Below are 15,324 nucleotides of genomic sequence, written 5' to 3' on the forward strand. Positions count from 1 at the left end.
CCCGCTCATCACACCCCGATCGGGCCGCCGTCGGCGCGTTGGATCACCACCGTCGATGAACGCGGGCGCACCGTACCCGTGGTCGCCACCGTTGCGTCGTCCGTCCCATACGCCGGCCAGTTGGCCGGGTGCTGGATGTTCAGGAAGATGCTGGTGTAGTCGGGCGTGAACGCAAAGCCGGTCACTTCCGCTTCGTTCGGCCCAACGAAGAAGCGGCGCAGGTCAGCCTGGTTGGACGGGTTGATGGCGGGACCCGTGCCGGTGCTGTCGGCCAGCGCGCCCGGGATCACGGCCAGCATCTGGTCGTTGGTGGCGCGGGCCACGTTGTTGTTGCGGCCACCGTCGATGCCGTTGTCCGTTTGAATCCACAGGATGCCGCGCGTGTCGAAGCCGATGCCGTCGGGGCTGGCCAGCTGGTTCAGCGCGGTCAGGCCCGAACGGTTGGTGTCGGCGTTGGCGCCTGCGTCGGAACCGAACACGAAGATATCCCACTCGAACTTGGTCGAGCCCGCTTCGTCGTGCCAGCGGATGATGTGGCCGTTGACGTTGTTCAGGCGCGGGTTGGGCGGGTTGGTGCCGGTGCCGGCATTGCGGCTGCTGTTATTGGTCAGCGTCAGGTAGATGTCGCCGTTGGTCGGGTGGGTGGCGGTCCACTCGGGGCGGTCCATCGGGGTGGCGCCCACGAAGTCGGCCGCGCCGCGTGTGTTGATGAGGATGGCGTCCAGGCTGCCGAACTCGTCGGCCAGCGTGCGGCCGCCCACGCCGGGCGTGGTGCCGATCAGGGGCAGCCATTCGCCGGTGCCGTCCGCGTTGAAGCGCGCCACGTACAGCGTGCCCTTGTCCAGGTATTTGGCGCCGACGGCCAGGCGGTCGCTGCGCTCGGCATCCTTCGGGTCCCACACCGCCTCGGACACGAAGCGGTAGATGTATTCAAAGCGCGAATCGTCACCGCTGTAGAACGCCAGCGGCTTGCCGGCTTCGGGCTTGCTGTACGCGCAGCCTTCGTGCGCGAAGCGGCCCAGCGCGGTGCGCTTGGTGGCGATGCTGGACGGGTCATAGGGGTCGATCTCGACCAGATAGCCGAAGCCGTTCACTTCGTTGCGCCAGTCTTGCGTGGCGCTGAGGGCGGTCTCCGTGATGTTGAAGCGCGCGAATTCGCCCAGCACTTCCGACGCGTCGCCCGCGGCGGTTTCCCATTGGTAGCGGCCGGCGGGGCCGCCCGACACGCCAACCCGCAGTTGATGCGCGGGGCGCGTGCCCGTGTTGACGAAGCAGGCCGCCCAGTTTTCTTCGGCGGTAATGTACGTGCCCCACGGCGTGTAGCCGTTGCCGCAGTTGTTGTTGGTGCCGCGCACTTGCGTGCCGTTGGGGGAAAAGGGCGTCTTGACCCAGTCCGTGCCGCCCACCGGGCCGGCCAGCTTCATGGCGGTGGCCGACGTAAAGCGGCGGTTGTAGCGCGAGTTGTTGACGATGTTCCAGCGGCCGTTTTCGCGGCGCACATGCAGGATCGCCACGCCATGCGCGTTGATTTCCTTGCGCACTTCCTCGGCCGGGCGCTTGCCCGCCACCAGCGTCGGGCCGTTCGGATGCAGCGCGGCCTGATCGATGTATTCGTGGTTGACGGCCAGCAGCCCTTCCGTGGAGCTGCCTTCGATGGGGAAGAAGTGCATGCCGTCGTGATGCATGCCGGTGGAGTTCAGCAGGTCGTTCGACGTGTTGTTGCCGTTCTGATCCCAGGGCTGTGCGTTGTCGTTCAACGGCGTGCCCCACGGCGCAAACACGTGGGCCACATAGCCCTGCGGCACGACGCAAGCGTCCGTCATCGACGTGGGCAGCGAATCAAAGCCCAGTTTCAGCGGGGTCGGGGCCGGGGTCTCGGTGCCGCCGCCGGGCACCTCGGGCGTGGGGTTGGGTTCACCGCCGCCGACGGGTTCGTCATCGTCATCGCTGCTGTTACAGCCGGCCAGGCCAAGGCTGGTCATCGTGGCGAAGGCAGCGGCCAGACCGCCGCGCATCACCATGCGGCGCGACAGGTTCTTTTCCAGAATTTCGCTGAAAGGGCTGCTCTGGCTGGGGTTGCGGACGATTTTGTCGGAGATGGATTTGCTCATGTGGATTCCTGGCTTGGGGGCTGTGCCTGAATGGGACGAGCAATACTAGAAGTCGCAAATGAAAGGTTAATGACAGATGGCTGAATGCGATATCGGGCATACGGCGCGCAAACAAACGGCCGGCGCCGTTTGCACGGGGCCGGCCGGGCGCATGCCGACGCGCTTATTTGGTGGCGACCGCCTTGGACTTGACCAGCGGGCAGCCGCCCTGGTCCAGCGGGCGGAACGCGTTGTCGCCGGGAATCGTGCGCAGGATCTTGAAGTAGTCCCAACGCGCCTTGGATTCCGACGGCTTTTTCACTTCGACCAGGTACATGTCGTGCACCAGCCGGCCGTCTTCACGCAAATAGGCATTGCGCGCGAACATGTCGTCGATCTTCATGCCGCGAATCTGCGTCATCACCGCATCGCCTTCGAGCTTGCCGCTTTCCTTCACGCCTTTCAGGAACGTCAGCACGGCGGAATAGACGCCGGCTTGCGCCATGGTCGGGACGCGGCCTTTCGTGCGCTCGGCGTAGCGCTTGGACCAGGCGCGCGTCCGCTCGTCCATGTCCCAGTAGAAGCCGCTGGTCAGCACCAGCCCTTGCGCCTGTTCCAGTCCCACGCCGTCCACATCGGTAATGAACATCAACAAGCCGGCCAGCTTCTGGCCGCCCTTGATCAGGCCGAATTCGTTGGCCTGCTTGATCGCCATGGTGGTGTCGCCGGATGAATTCGCCAACGCCACGATCTCGGCTTTCGATGCCTGCGCTTGCAACAGGAATGAAGAAAAGTCGTTGGAGGCGCGCGGGTGCTTGACCGAGCCCAGCGTCTGGCCGCCAGCCTGTTTGACCGCGTTTTCGGTATCGGCCTGCAAGGCATGGCCGAACGCGTAGTCCGCCGTCAGGAAATACCATTTTTTGATGCCGGATTCGGTCAGCGCGCGGCCGGTGCCGTTGGCCAGCGCGTAGGTGTCGTAGGTCCATTGCGCGGTGGACGCCGAGCATGCCTTGCCGGTCAGGTCCGACGTGCCGGCGGTGGATGCCAGGAACGCAATGTTGGCGGTGCGCGTGATCTCTTGCACAGCCAGCGCCACGGACGAGGTGGGCACGTCAACGATGGCCTTCACGTTCTCCTGGTCGATCCAGCGGCGCGCCGTGGCGGAGCCGACGTCCGCCTTGTTCTGATGGTCTGCGGCAATGACTTCAATCTTGCGGCCCAGCACGGTCGGGCCAAAGTCCTCCACCGCCATGCGCGCCGCCTCGACGGAGCCTTGTCCGGACAGGTCGGCGTTCATGCCGGATAGGTCGGTCAGGACGCCGATGCGGATGGGCTTGTCGGACTGCGCGTGCGCGCTGGGCAAGGCGAATGCGCCGGCAACAAGCAAGGCGCCAAGTAGTTGGTTCATGTCTTTCCTCCAGGTGGGCGTCCGCTCTTTCAGGCGGATCTTTGCGGCGGGGTCGATACGGCGGTGGCGGGGGACAGCAGGTGGCACAACAGGAATTGATCGGTTTGCGCGTGCGCCAGGTGGCTGGCGTCGAACTGTGCATCGATGGCGCGCTTGGTCAGGCGCAGCGCCCAGGGCGGGCAGGCGGCGGCCTCGCGCGCCAAGGCCAGCGCGGCGGCCAGCGCATCGCCTGGCGCGGCGACGGCGTCCGCCAAGCCCCAGGCCTGCGCGATGTCGGCGCGCAATGCCAGGTCGGTAAACAGCGCCCGCTTGGCGCGCGCGGGCCCGACCAGCGCGGCCAGGCGGGGCAGGCCGCCCCAGGCCAGCGGCAAACCCAGCCGCACTTCAGGAAAGCGCAGCAAGGCGTTGGCCGCCAGCACGCGCCAGTCGCAGGCCAACGCCAGCACCGCGCCGCCGCCCACCGCCGCGCCGTCGATGGCGGCGGCGGTAACTTGCGGCAATTCGCTCCAGGCGCGGCACAGCGCTTCGCCGCGCGCCAAGGCGCGTTGTGTGCTCAGCGGATCGTCATGGCCCCATAGCGCGGGGTCTTTCAAGTCGATGCCGGCGCTGAAGACGGCCGGCGTGCCGGTCAGCACCACGGCGCGGATGTGGTCGTCGCGCGCCAGCTCGGTCGCCGCGTCGATCAGCGCGTCCATGGCGGCCAGGTTCAGGGCATTGGCCTTGCCGCCCCGGTCATAGCGCACGATCGCCACGCCGTTATCCCGCTCGATTGCAACCATGCTCATGGGGTTCTTCCGTGCTTGTTTGGGAAAATCTGCTGGATATACTACCAAGTATGTTGAAACCCGCAAGGCTTCCGTGGCGCATCGAGGTGGGCCTGCGGGTAAGTCCGTATCCGGCAGTGCTGGATAGCCGGGGGAAAGTCATGAAAAATAAGGCAAATAACAAGGAAGGAGACGATTGATGAACGACGACGCTCGGGCGGAGATTCCGGACCGCCAGGCTTGCGTGCTGCGCTACTTGCTGGAGGCGCAAGCAGAAAAGATACCGGACAGAATCTTCGTCCGCTTCCACGGAGGCCCGACTTGGACCTACGCCCAGACGCTGGCGCGTGTTCAGCAGCGGGCGGCCACCCTGCGTCGGGAAGGCGTCAGGCAGGGTGACCGCGTGCTGTGCTGGATGGGCAATGGGCCTGAACTATTGGCCAGCTGGTTCGCCATCAATTACCTGGGCGCGGTATATGTGCCGCTGAACACGGCCTTGCGCGGGCGGCCGTTGGCGCACGTGCTGGACAATGCGCAGGCGGCCTTGATGGTGGCGCATCGCGCACTGGCGGGCCGCTTGCATGACGTGGCGCCGGGGGCGCTGGCGCGTGTGCTGCTCACCGGTGATGAACAGGGTGACGCGCCGTTGCAGCCGCCCGCCGGGGTGTCCTTTGCGCCCCTGTCTGACGCGGCCGACGCACGCCCGCCGGCGCTGCTGGACCTGGACGCGCCGATCGAACCCTGGGATACGCAGTCCATCATGTACACGTCCGGCACCACCGGCTTGTCCAAGGGGGTGGTCACGTCCTACGTGCAGATTTACACCATGGGGCCCGACGCGTTCGACTGGATCACGCCTGACGATCGCTGCATGATCGCCGGTCCGATCTTTCACTGCGGCAGCACGCTGTACGTGTACGCCATGCTGGCCTACGGCGGGTCGATTGCGATGGTGCCGGAATTTCGCACCGACCAATTCTGGGACGCCATTCGCGACACCGACAGCACGGTGGTGCTGCTGCTGGGCGTGATGGCGAACTTTCTGCTCAAGCAGCCGCCGTCTCCGCGTGACCGCGAACACACCTTGCGCGGCGTCTTCATCGTGCCGTTCGGCGAGGACGCGCCCGCGTTTCAGGCTCGCTTCGGGGTCGACCTGTACACCGTGTACAACATGACCGAAATCGCCAGCCCCTTGAGCGCCGGGCCGGGTTTGACCGAAGCCGGGCGCTGCGGCAAGCCCCGACCCTGGTTCGAGCTGCGCGTGGGCGATGCGCAAGACCGCGCGGTGCCCGACGGCACGGTGGGCGAGCTGCTGATACGCTCGCATCGGCCATGGGCCTTGTTCTCGGGCTATTACCGCAACCCCGAGGCCACCGCCGCGTCCATGCGCAACGGCTGGTTCCACACGGGCGACGCGTTCCGCCGCGACGCCGACGGCACGTTTTTCTTCGTAGACCGCTTGAAGGACGTGATTCGGCGGCGCGGGGAGAACATCTCGTCGTTCGAGCTGGAAGGGGAAATCTGCGCCCACCCGGACGTGCGCGAAGCCGTGGCCGTGGCGGTGCCCAGCGTACACAGCGAAGACGAAGTGCTGGCGGTTGTCACCGCCGTGGACGGGGCGCGGGTGGACGAGGCCGCGCTGATCGCATGGCTGGCCGAACGCGTGCCGCACTACATGGTGCCGCGCTACGTGCGCGTGGTGGACGATCTGCCCAAGACGGCCAGCGGCAAGCTGCAAAAGCATGTGCTGCGCAGCGAAGGCCTTGCCGACGGCACGTGGGATCGCGAAGCGGCCGGCATCAAGCTGCGCCGCGAACGGCTGGCTTGATTGGGTGGCGGGCTGCGCGGGGCGCCATGAATGGCGCGCGGTACATGGCGCGCGATACATGGCGGGCGATACATGGCGGGCGATACATTGCGGACGATATATGGCGCGCGATACATGGCGCGACATCCCGCGCCGCCCTGCGCTCAGGCGCGCGTGCCCAGGCCGGCGATGATGGTGTGCACGACCTTGTTGGCCAGGATCTCGCGGTCATCGCGCGTTTCGCCCAGGCGCGGGCGATACCAGACGGCCAGCCAGTTGATGGCGCCCAGCGCCGCCTTGATGGCCACCGATACGTCGTCGATGGCCAGCGATCCATCCTCCACGCCCTCGTAGGCCACCCGCTTGAACAGGGCTTCGAAATCGTCGCGGATGGTCATCAGCTCGGCCAGCGTCTGCCGCTGGGCGGGCGTGGTCGCGCCCAGCCGGTGCATGTGCACACCCTGCACCACAACGGTCTCGAACGCCAGGTTTTCCATCATCGACAGCGCATGGTGCTTGAGCATCAGCGCCAGCCGGTGGGCCGCCGTGCCCGGTTCCTTCATGACCGGTCGCACCGCCTCGAAATTACGCCGCATGCCTTCGCGGTGCACGTCAAAGAACAGGTCCGCCTTAGACCGGTAGTAGTGGTAGACGCGGCCCTTGGTGGCGCCCAGTCGGCGCGCAACATCGTCGATGCTGGACGCGTGGAACCCTTGCTCCATGAAGCACTCGGCCGCCGCGGTCAGCAGTTCAATGTTGCCCATGCCGTCATCGCGTGCAGCCGTCACCGTAGGTTCCCCATTCATGCGCGTTTCTCCATCCATGCGTCGCGGCAAAGCGCCCAGTTTAGCCAATCGCCCGGGGCCGGGCGGCGTGCCGCAGCGCTGGGCAGGGCGCGCCGCATCGTTCGCACGGCCTATACAAATCTAAAAACCGAAGTTTATACTACTCGGTATGTTTTTCGGCTTCGGCACGCAAATGTGCTTGCCGTGGTTCACGCCTTCATCGTCTTCCCCTTTCAACAACGGCCGCCCATGACCCCAGACCTCGTTCAAGAATCCCTTATCGACCCGCGGGTACTGGCCGCGCGGGTGTCGCAGGAAATCGGGGTGTCGGACTGGCTGACCGTCACGCAAGAACGGGTGGACCTGTTTGCCGATGCCACCGGCGACCACCAGTTCATCCACGTAGACCCGGAACGCGCCGCGCGCGAAGGCCCGTTCGGTGGCCCCATCGCGCATGGCTTTCTGTCCTTGTCCTTGCTGACTGCCTTCAGCTTGCAGGTGCTGCCGGTATTTGCAGGCGCCATCGGTGTCAACTATGGCTTCGACAAGGTCCGCTTTTTGACCCCCGTGCCCGTCGGCGCGCGCGTGCGCGGCCGCTTCGTGCTCAGCGAATTCACGCCGCGCAATGACCGCGAATTCATCACCCGCTATGCCGTCACCGTCGAGATCGAGGGCGCCGCGCGCCCCGCGCTGGTGGCGGACTGGATCACCATGACCGTGCTTGAAGGATGAATGCCATGACCATACGCTTTGATGATCGCGTCGCCATCGTGACGGGCGCGGGCCAGGGGCTGGGCCGCAGCCACGCGCTGCAACTGGCCGCGCGCGGCTGCCGAGTAGTCGTGAACGACTATGGTGGCGCGGTGCAGACCGGCGCGGTGCAGACCGGCGCGGTGCAGACCGGCGTGGTGCAGACCAGCGCGGTGCAGACCGGCGTGGTGCAGACCGGCGTGGTGCAGACCAGCGCGGTGCAGACCAGCGCGGTGCAGACCAGCGCGGTGCAGACCGGCGCGGTGCAGACCAGCGCCGCGCAAGCCGTTGTCGATGAGATCATCCGCGCCGGCGGCCAGGCGATTGCCGACGATGGCAACGTGTGCGATAGCGCCGCCGTCGACGCCATGGTGGCGCGCGCCGTGCAGGCCTGGGGCCGCGTCGACATTCTGATCAACAACGCCGGCATCCTGCGCGACAAGACCTTCGCCAAGATGAGCGCCGACGATTTCAACGCCGTCATCAATGTGCACCTGCTGGGATCGGCCAACTGCGCGCGCGCCGTGTGGCCGATCATGCGCGAGCAGCGCTACGGCCGCATCCTGATGACAACGTCCACCTCGGGCATGTACGGAAACTTCGGTCAATCGAACTACGGCGCGGCGAAGGCGGGCGTGGTGGGGCTGATGAACGTGCTGCATCTGGAAGGTCAGAAGCACGGTATCCATGTGAACGCACTGGTGCCCACCGCCGCCACCCGCATGACGGCCGAGATGTTCGATGCCGACGCGCTGCGCGCGCTGGACCCCGCGTTCGTGACCCCGGCGGCGCTGTTCCTGGTGGCAGAAAGCGCGCCCAGCCGCACGGCCCTGCTGGCGGGCGCCGGCACCTACGCGCGCCTGGCCATCGTGGAAAGCGCGGGCATGTATTTCCCCGAGAGCGACCGCACGCCGGAAAGCATCGCCGCGCACTTCGACGAGATCGCCAGCCTGGACAACCTCATCGAACCGCCCGAAGGGCTTGCGCATGTTGCCCGCATTCTGAAGCGCGCGCAGGAGGCGGCATGAGCGCAAACGAGAATGAAGCCGCGTCCGGCCCCGCCCCGCAACGCGCCACGCCGCACGCCCGCAGCGACTACCCGCGCTTGATGCCGATGACCACACGGTTGCGCGATACCGACGTCTACGGCCACATGAATAACGTCGTCTACAACGAGTATTTCGACACCGCGGTCAACCAGACGTTGATCGAACTTGGCGTGCTGGACCTGCGCCAAAGCGAGGTGATCGGGCTGGTCGTGCATAGCCAGACGTCCTACTTCCGCCCGGTGTCGTTTCCGGATTCCGTCGTGCTGGGCCTGCGCGTGGGCCGCTTGGGCCGCAGCAGCGTCACCTATGAATTCGCGCTGTTCCGGGGTGACGACGAGACCGCCGCCGCGCAGGGCAGCTATACCCACGCCTACGTTGACCGCGCCACCAGCCAACCGGTTGCCTTGCCGTCGGCCTTGCGCCGCGCGCTGGAACCCTTGCTTGTCGGGGCGGCGTGATGCGCCGCCTTGCGTGGCCACGCTGACCACAACGCTGCCCGGGAGCCCCCGTGAACGCCCACACCCTGCCTCGCGTCACGTATTCGAATATCCACGCGGATTTTTCTTCGGTACACGACCTGCTGGACCTGCGCCTTCCCGACTTTGAAACGCGCATGCTGGGCCGCGACCATCGTCACCGTCTGAACGGCGAATTCGTGGCGGGCGAAGCGTTGCAGGACGTGTATTCACCCATCGACCATTGGCTGATGATCGGCCGCTTTCCATGCGCCGATGCCGACACGGTCGACCGCGCCATCGCGTGCGCCAAGCGTGCGCAGCCGGCCTGGGATGCGCAAGGCTGGACGGCCCGCATCGCGGTGTTGCGGCGCCTGGCGATGGTGCTGTCCGAACGCAAGCTCGACTTCGCCATGGCCACGATGATTGAAATCGGCAAATCGCGGCTGGAAGCGTTGGGCGAAGCCGAGGAAGCGGTGGACCTGATCCGCTACTACTGCGATCAGGCCGAACGTAGCGATGGCTACCGGCACCCCCTGGCGCGCGCATTCGACAACGAAAGCACGCTGGACGTGTTGCGCCCTTATGGCGTCTTCGCGGTCATCGCGCCCTTCAATTTCCCGCTGGCCCTGTCGGTCAACATGGTGTGCGCCGCGCTGCTGGCGGGCAATACCGTGGTCTACAAGCCGTCGCCGCGCGCCGCGCTGACCGGGGCATTGATGCTGGGCGCCTGCGACGCCGCCGGCCTGCCGCCCGGTTGCGTCAACGGCGTGCAGGGCGGCGCGAAGACGGGCGCGTTGCTGGCGCATCACACTGCCATCGACGGCTACGCATTCACCGGCAGTCTTGATGTCGGCATGGACCTGCTGCAAACCGTAGCGGCCGGCCGTCATGCGCGGCCCGTCATTGCCGAGATGGGCGGCAAGAATCCCACCTACGTTACCGCCAGCGCCGATATCGACGTGGCGGTGCAAGGCGTGCTGCGATCCGCGTTCGGCCTGCAAGGGCAGAAGTGTTCGGCCGGGTCCAAGGTCTACGCGCACACGGCCGTGTACGACGCGTTCGTGGAGCGCCTGTGCGCGGCGGCCGACGACATTGTGGTGGGCGACCCGCGTGACCGAGCCGTATTCATGGGGCCGCTGATAGATGAAGCCGCGTGGCGGCGCTACCGCACCGCGTGCGAAGACGCCGACGCCTGCGGTCAAGTCCTGGCCGGTGGACGCCGCCTGAACGCCGGCGAATTGGCTTACGGACACTATGTGCGTCCCACTGTCGTTGCGGGCTTGCCGGCCGATCACCGCTTGAACCGCCAGGAATTGTTCCTGCCCTTGGTGTCGGTATTGCCGTTCGATGAATTGCACGCCGCCATCGACGACGGCAACGCCGTGATGTACGGGCTGGCCGCCGGCTGCTACGCGCGCGAGCAAGCCGAGATCGACACGTTTCTGAACCGCGCCCAGGCCGGGGCGCTGTACGTCAATCGCGCCAGCGGCGCGACGACGGGCGCGTGGCCGGGCATCCAGACGTTTTGCGGCTGGAAGGGCTCGGGCATGACGGGCAAGGGCGGGCTGGGCCCGTACTACGTCGCCCAATTCGCGCGCGAACAAAGCCACACCGTCTGGCGCGCCTGATGCCGCAGCAACGCGGTCCGCATCACCCCCAGTCCGCAGCACCTTGCCGTCACCCGCCTTCGTCACATCAGGAACCCATCATGAGAGAAGCCGTCATCGTCTCCACCGCCCGTACGCCCATCGGGCGCGCGTATCGCGGCGCGTTCAACGACACCACTGCGCCGACCCTGGGCGGCCATGCCATATCGCATGCCGTCGCCCGCGCGGGCGTCGCGCCGGGCGAAGTCGAAGACGTGATCCTGGGCGCGGCGTTGCAGCAGGGCACCACGCACATGAACGTGGCGCGGCAGGCGGCATTGCGCGCCGGGCTACCGGTACACGTGGCCGCGATGACGCTGGACCGGCAGTGCGCGTCCGGGCTGATGGCCATTGCCACGGCCGCGCGGCAGGTCACGCAGGAAGGCATGGACATCGTGGTGGCGGGCGGTTTGGAGTCGATCTCGTTGGTGCAGAACGCCAGCATGAATCGCAACCGCTGGCTGGACGACGCGTTGATGCGCGAGCAGCCCGAGATCTTCATGAGCATGCTGGAAACCGCTGAAATCGTAGCCGGCCGCTACGGTATCCCCCGCGCCGCGCAGGACGCATACGCGCTGCGTTCGCAGCAGCGGACCGCCGCGGCGCAGGCGGCCGGCCGTTTCGATGACGAGATCGTGCCGCTTTCCGCCGTCATGCAGGTCACCGATCGGGCTACGGGCCAGACCACCGCCCAGCCCGTCACGCTTGCGCGCGACGAGGGCAACCGGCCCGACACCACGCTGGCAAGCCTTGCGGCCTTGCAGCCGGTGTTCAAGAACGGCCAGCGGCTGGATGTCGGCCAGTACATCACGGCGGGCAACTCATCGCAATTGTCGGACGGCGCGTCGGCCTGCCTGGTAATGGAAGCGGGCGTGGCGCGACGGCGCGGTCTGACCCCGCTGGGTACTTATCGCGGCATGGCGGTGGCCGGTTGCGGCCCTGAGGAAATGGGCGTCGGGCCGGTGCATGCCGTGCCCCGCCTGCTGGCGCGGCACGGGCTGACCGTTGACGACATCGGCTTGTGGGAATTGAACGAAGCGTTCGCGTGTCAGGTGCTGTACTGCCGCGACCAGCTGGGCATCCCGGACGACCGCCTGAACGTCAATGGCGGCGCCATCGCCATCGGGCATCCGTATGGCATGTCGGGCGCGCGCATGGCCGGGCACGCGTTGATAGAAGGCCGGCGGCGCGGGGTGCGTTATGCCGTTGTCACGATGTGCGTGGGCGGTGGCATGGGCGCGGCCGGCCTGTTTGAAATCGCGGGGTGATCCCGCCGGCGCTTACTTGGCGACGTTCTCGTCGTCAATCGACAAGCCGCCTTCTTTCATGATGCCCTGGGCGATGTCTTCCGCCGACTTGCCGGCAAAGCCATGTTCGCCTGCCGTGATGCGAAAGCTGTCGCCTTCCAGGGGGCTCATCAGCGTGGCCGACGACAGCAGGATGCCGTTCGAGCGGATCTGGATGCGTTTGCCGACCCGGTCGCGGGTGAAGTCGGCCAGGGCCTTGCGGCTGTCGGGTTTGAGTTCAATATCAACCACGCGCGCGCCGGTGTTCGGGTCGAATGACGCGGTGGCGCGCTGGGCTTGCAAGGTGACGCTTTCGGCGTGCGCGGCCAGCGGCATCGCCACGGCGGCGGCCACGGCCAGGATCAGGTGTCTCATTAGGGGCATCGCGGACTCCTTCTGTTGGACAACGCCAATATCCTAGCCGAAGTCGCGTGCCCCGTTAACGTCAGGGCTGGCCGGCCGGGCGCACGCCCAGGGCTCGCATCCATGGCGTGTCCGGCAGCCCCTGGATGGGCGGCATGCCGGGCAGCGCCATTCCCATGGGGTTGCGCGTGACGTCTTGCAGCACGGTGGCCCACTCGCGCGGGTCCAGCGGTTCGCCCATGCGCACGCGCAAGTCCAGCAGGTCCAGCGCGGCGCGGCGGTGGCCGGCCTCGGCGGCGTCACGAAACAAGCGTTCGGCCACGTTGTAGTTCTTTGGCACGCCGCGCCCCATCCCGGCCAGTTCGCCTAGATAGGTTTGCGCGGGCGCAAAGCCCTGGTCGGCGGCGCGCTGATACCAGCGAGCGGCAGCCTTGTAGTCCTGCTGCACGTGTTCGCCGTTCTCCAGGATCAGCCCCAAGGTGGTCATGGCTACGACGTCGCCCGCTTGCGCCCGTGCTTGCAGCGAGGCCAGGCGGGGTTCGTCCAGGTATTGCGCGCCGCGTTCGACTTCGTATTCCCACGCGCTGATGCGCGCCTTGATCAAATCGCGGCCCAGCGTGGGGGAAGGGCCACGCCCCGCCTGGCCCGGCTGGCCGGGTTGGGCGGGGGGCGCGGCGGGCGTCTGGCCGTCGGCCAGGCTGGTGAACGTGACGGTGCCGACCAGGCTGCTGGCGTAGTGCGGAACCTGGCGGTAGGCGGTGGCTACCTGCACATCGCCCGTCAATTGCTTGAAGAACGTTTCAACCGGCGCGGACGCGGGCAGCTCGGCCAACCCTTGCGCGAAATAAAACGCATAGGGGCTGTGGCGCGGACCGTCATTGCCAAAGCCGTCTTCGGCCGTGGCGCCGGGCTGCGTCGAAAACGCAATCAGCTCGCCGCCCGCGGGCACAGCGCGAACCAGGCCTACCGACGGTGCGCCACGCGTCAGGTTGGTACGGCAGGCATCCAGCACCAGCAGACGCGCACGCACTTGCGCGCGGCGCAGCGCCTGCGACACGCGCTTCAGGCTTAACGAGCCCTGTTGCGCGGTGCGGATGCGCACGTCGGCCAAGGCCACGGGCAGTTCTACGCCGAACAGGTAGTTCACGTCATCCACCGCCACCGCGTGGCCGGCGAAGTACACCAGCGCCAGATCGGCGCCGTTTGCTCGGGTGGCGAATTCGTCGACGGCCGCTTCCATCTGGGCGGTGGTCAGATCGGTCAGCAAGGTGACGTCGACGTTGCGGCGGCGCAGCGTGTCGGCAACCAGGCGCGCGTCGTTGACCGGATTCGCCAACGCATTGGTGGGCACGGCGTAACGGGCGTTGCCGATGACCAGCGCATAGCGGCGGGTGGCCAAAACGGGAGTGGGCGTGGGCGCGGCGGTGGCGGCGCCCGGCGCGGACAGGCTTGGTGGGGCGGCGCCCAGCAGGCCGGCGCCGAACAGGGCGGTGACCAGGCGGCGGCGGGTCCGGCTAAGGCTGGGGGCGGACTTGGCGGACATGGCGGATGTGGCGGACATGGCGGGCACGGTGGACACGGCGGATCGGCATGGCTTCATGGCGCGGGGCAAGGGCCGGGCAGTGCCGCCGCAACGCCCACCGCGCCCAGCGCCGTGGCGGCGTCGTGCAGCGAGGATACGCGCGCGGCGCTCAACACAAAGCGGCCGTCTTCGTCGGGCCCGGCCACGATGGACACCGCGTACTGCGCCAGGGTGTTGCGCAACTGCTTGGCGCTGACGGCGTCGGGCAGGTCCACGACCAGGCGCGGGCAAGCGCCGCCGCCGCGCGTCAGTGTGCCGTCCTGCACCGGCACGCCGTCGGACAGCAAGCCATCGCGCGGCGCTTGCAGCAGCACGACCGCCGACAAGGCGATGGCCAACGCCCAGCCCAGCGGCATCAACGGGCTGGCGGGGGTGGGCCACAACCATTGCCACAGGCGCGCGCGCGACGAAAGCGGGGCGGGCGCGGGGCGCGACTGTTCGGCCAGCGCGCGCAGAAACTGCGTGTCGCGCTCGGCCTGGCCGATCTCGTTATGCGCAATCTGGCGCGCTTGCGCCAACAGGCGCCATTCGTCGATCTCGGCCTGCAATTCGGGGTTGCGCGCCAGCTCGGCTTCAAACGCGCGGCGCGCGTCGGCGTCCAGTTCCCCGGACAGGTAGGACAGTACGCGGTCTTCAGACATGATTAGTCCATTCCTTTGCGCGTGCAGTCGGCCACCAGCTTGCGCGCGGCATGCAGCCGGCTCTTGACGGTGGGCACGTGCAGGTCTTGCTGCTTGGCGATCTGTTCCATCGGCACTTCGTCCAGATACAGGAACATCGTGGCGCGCAAGGTGTCGCTCAGTTGGTTCAGGCAGTCGCGCATGCGCTGCACGACGGACAGGTGCTCGTACGCTTTGGCGGGGTCCGAGAAGGGCGATGGGTCGCCCACGTCTTCGGCGTCGTCAAAGACGTTGTCCTCGTGCTGAGCATCCGCGTCCGGCCCGGTCCATGGCACTTCGTGCCGGGTTCGGCGATGCATCTGGATCAGCTCGTGCAAGGACCCCCGGTACAGGTAGCCGCCCAGCTTGCTGACGGCCAGCTCGTGCGCCGCCCAGCCGGCGGGCGGCTGGCCGTGCAGAAAGCCTTCGTCCTTGAACGTGCGCGTTTGCAGGAATTTCATCAGCGCGTTGTTGAAGGCGTCGACCACCCCTTCCGGCGACGCGTTGAAGAATTTCTTGCGCAGCTTCAGCGTGATGTGCTGTTCGGCCTTGTTGCGGAAATCCAGCGCGTAGCGCGGGTCTGCATGCATGATGCGCAGCAGCGCGTCGACGTTGTTGATGACGTAGCGCTTGGGGTCGAGCGTGTTCATGGTTCAGTTTCTTGTTGTCGAACTGGA

At 66.9% G+C, this 15,324-nt stretch carries 14 protein-coding genes; 6 read left to right on the forward strand and 8 right to left on the reverse strand.

The annotated features are described in order from the left end of the window. Positions 1 to 8: 8 nt before the first annotated feature. From V6F88_RS12400 to V6F88_RS12410, 3 genes are all read right to left on the reverse strand, one after another. Positions 9 to 2,111, reverse strand: a complete 2,103-nt coding sequence (locus V6F88_RS12400; RefSeq protein ID WP_332609810.1) for a PhoX family protein — start codon at positions 2,109 to 2,111, stop codon at positions 9 to 11. Between the two features lie 163 nt (positions 2,112 to 2,274). Next, positions 2,275 to 3,498 (reverse strand): ABC transporter substrate-binding protein, encoded by a 1,224-nt coding sequence (locus tag V6F88_RS12405; RefSeq protein ID WP_332609811.1) that lies wholly within the window; start codon positions 3,496 to 3,498, stop codon positions 2,275 to 2,277. A 29-nt stretch (positions 3,499 to 3,527) separates the two neighbouring features. Beyond that, a complete protein-coding gene (locus V6F88_RS12410; RefSeq protein WP_332609813.1) occupies positions 3,528 to 4,283 on the reverse strand; it encodes an enoyl-CoA hydratase/isomerase family protein in 756 nt (251 codons plus the stop codon). Between the two features lie 178 nt (positions 4,284 to 4,461). Here V6F88_RS12410 and V6F88_RS12415 point away from each other — a divergent pair, with 178 nt between their 5' ends. Then, complete coding sequence (locus V6F88_RS12415) at positions 4,462 to 6,090, forward strand: AMP-binding protein (protein ID WP_332609815.1); 1,629 nt, start codon at positions 4,462 to 4,464, stop codon at positions 6,088 to 6,090. Between the two features lie 143 nt (positions 6,091 to 6,233). Here V6F88_RS12415 and V6F88_RS12420 read toward each other — a convergent pair whose 3' ends face one another. Further along, entirely contained in the window at positions 6,234 to 6,875 is a 642-nt protein-coding gene (locus tag V6F88_RS12420) for a TetR/AcrR family transcriptional regulator (protein WP_332609817.1), read from the reverse strand. 228 nt (positions 6,876 to 7,103) lie between these two features. Here V6F88_RS12420 and V6F88_RS12425 point away from each other — a divergent pair, with 228 nt between their 5' ends. The 5 genes from V6F88_RS12425 to V6F88_RS12445 all read left to right on the forward strand — a co-directional run bounded on the left by V6F88_RS12425 (position 7,104) and on the right by V6F88_RS12445 (position 12,025). After that, positions 7,104 to 7,586, forward strand: a complete 483-nt coding sequence (locus V6F88_RS12425) for a MaoC family dehydratase (RefSeq protein WP_332609819.1) — start codon at positions 7,104 to 7,106, stop codon at positions 7,584 to 7,586. A 5-nt stretch (positions 7,587 to 7,591) separates the two neighbouring features. Next, entirely contained in the window at positions 7,592 to 8,632 is a 1,041-nt protein-coding gene (locus V6F88_RS12430; protein WP_332609821.1) for an SDR family NAD(P)-dependent oxidoreductase, read from the forward strand. Continuing rightward, positions 8,629 to 9,111 carry an acyl-CoA thioesterase gene (locus tag V6F88_RS12435; protein ID WP_332609822.1) on the forward strand — a complete coding sequence of 161 codons (483 nt, stop codon included), beginning with the start codon at positions 8,629 to 8,631 and terminating at the stop codon, positions 9,109 to 9,111. Before V6F88_RS12430 ends, V6F88_RS12435 begins: the two co-directional genes overlap by 4 nt. A gap of 50 nt (positions 9,112 to 9,161) precedes the next feature. Next, complete coding sequence (locus tag V6F88_RS12440; protein ID WP_332609824.1) at positions 9,162 to 10,739, forward strand: aldehyde dehydrogenase family protein; 1,578 nt, start codon at positions 9,162 to 9,164, stop codon at positions 10,737 to 10,739. A gap of 80 nt (positions 10,740 to 10,819) precedes the next feature. After that, entirely contained in the window at positions 10,820 to 12,025 is a 1,206-nt protein-coding gene (locus V6F88_RS12445) for an acetyl-CoA C-acyltransferase (protein ID WP_332609825.1), read from the forward strand. A gap of 12 nt (positions 12,026 to 12,037) precedes the next feature. Here the strand turns inward: V6F88_RS12445 and V6F88_RS12450 are convergent, their stop codons facing one another. The 4 genes from V6F88_RS12450 to V6F88_RS12465 all read right to left on the reverse strand — a co-directional run bounded on the left by V6F88_RS12450 (position 12,038) and on the right by V6F88_RS12465 (position 15,297). After that, entirely contained in the window at positions 12,038 to 12,427 is a 390-nt protein-coding gene (locus V6F88_RS12450) for a SecDF P1 head subdomain-containing protein (protein WP_332609826.1), read from the reverse strand. A gap of 61 nt (positions 12,428 to 12,488) precedes the next feature. Then, on the reverse strand, positions 12,489 to 13,967 hold the full coding sequence (locus tag V6F88_RS12455) for a caspase family protein (RefSeq protein WP_332609828.1): 1,479 nt from the start codon (positions 13,965 to 13,967) through the stop codon (positions 12,489 to 12,491). Between the two features lie 35 nt (positions 13,968 to 14,002). Further along, positions 14,003 to 14,629 carry an anti-sigma factor family protein gene (locus V6F88_RS12460; RefSeq protein ID WP_332609829.1) on the reverse strand — a complete coding sequence of 209 codons (627 nt, stop codon included), beginning with the start codon at positions 14,627 to 14,629 and terminating at the stop codon, positions 14,003 to 14,005. A gap of 2 nt (positions 14,630 to 14,631) precedes the next feature. Next, the gene (locus V6F88_RS12465) at positions 14,632 to 15,297 is read right to left on the reverse strand and encodes an RNA polymerase sigma factor (RefSeq protein WP_332609830.1); all 666 of its coding nucleotides are present in this window, start codon (positions 15,295 to 15,297) and stop codon (positions 14,632 to 14,634) included. Between the last annotated feature and the right edge of the window lie 27 nt (positions 15,298 to 15,324).

It is taken from the genome of Achromobacter sp. ESBL13, assembly GCF_036668755.1.
Taxonomy (GTDB): Bacteria; Pseudomonadota; Gammaproteobacteria; order Burkholderiales; family Burkholderiaceae_B; genus Achromobacter.

Excerpts from the sequence above, each read along its gene's own strand:
- V6F88_RS12465 (WP_332609830.1), bottom strand. The coding sequence starts at position 15,297 with ATGAACACGCTCGACCCCAAGCGCTACGTCATCAACAACGTCGACGCG.
- V6F88_RS12430 (WP_332609821.1), top strand. The coding sequence starts at position 7,592 with ATGACCATACGCTTTGATGATCGCGTCGCCATCGTGACGGGCGCGGGC.
- V6F88_RS12415 (WP_332609815.1), top strand. The coding sequence starts at position 4,462 with ATGAACGACGACGCTCGGGCGGAGATTCCGGACCGCCAGGCTTGCGTG.
- V6F88_RS12450 (WP_332609826.1), bottom strand. The coding sequence starts at position 12,427 with ATGCCCCTAATGAGACACCTGATCCTGGCCGTGGCCGCCGCCGTGGCG.
- V6F88_RS12435 (WP_332609822.1), top strand. The coding sequence starts at position 8,629 with ATGAGCGCAAACGAGAATGAAGCCGCGTCCGGCCCCGCCCCGCAACGC.
- V6F88_RS12405 (WP_332609811.1), bottom strand. The coding sequence starts at position 3,498 with ATGAACCAACTACTTGGCGCCTTGCTTGTTGCCGGCGCATTCGCCTTG.
- V6F88_RS12460 (WP_332609829.1), bottom strand. The coding sequence starts at position 14,629 with ATGTCTGAAGACCGCGTACTGTCCTACCTGTCCGGGGAACTGGACGCC.
- V6F88_RS12455 (WP_332609828.1), bottom strand. The coding sequence starts at position 13,967 with ATGTCCGCCACATCCGCCATGTCCGCCAAGTCCGCCCCCAGCCTTAGC.
- V6F88_RS12400 (WP_332609810.1), bottom strand. The coding sequence starts at position 2,111 with ATGAGCAAATCCATCTCCGACAAAATCGTCCGCAACCCCAGCCAGAGC.
- V6F88_RS12425 (WP_332609819.1), top strand. The coding sequence starts at position 7,104 with ATGACCCCAGACCTCGTTCAAGAATCCCTTATCGACCCGCGGGTACTG.
- V6F88_RS12445 (WP_332609825.1), top strand. The coding sequence starts at position 10,820 with ATGAGAGAAGCCGTCATCGTCTCCACCGCCCGTACGCCCATCGGGCGC.
- V6F88_RS12420 (WP_332609817.1), bottom strand. The coding sequence starts at position 6,875 with ATGAATGGGGAACCTACGGTGACGGCTGCACGCGATGACGGCATGGGC.
- V6F88_RS12410 (WP_332609813.1), bottom strand. The coding sequence starts at position 4,283 with ATGAGCATGGTTGCAATCGAGCGGGATAACGGCGTGGCGATCGTGCGC.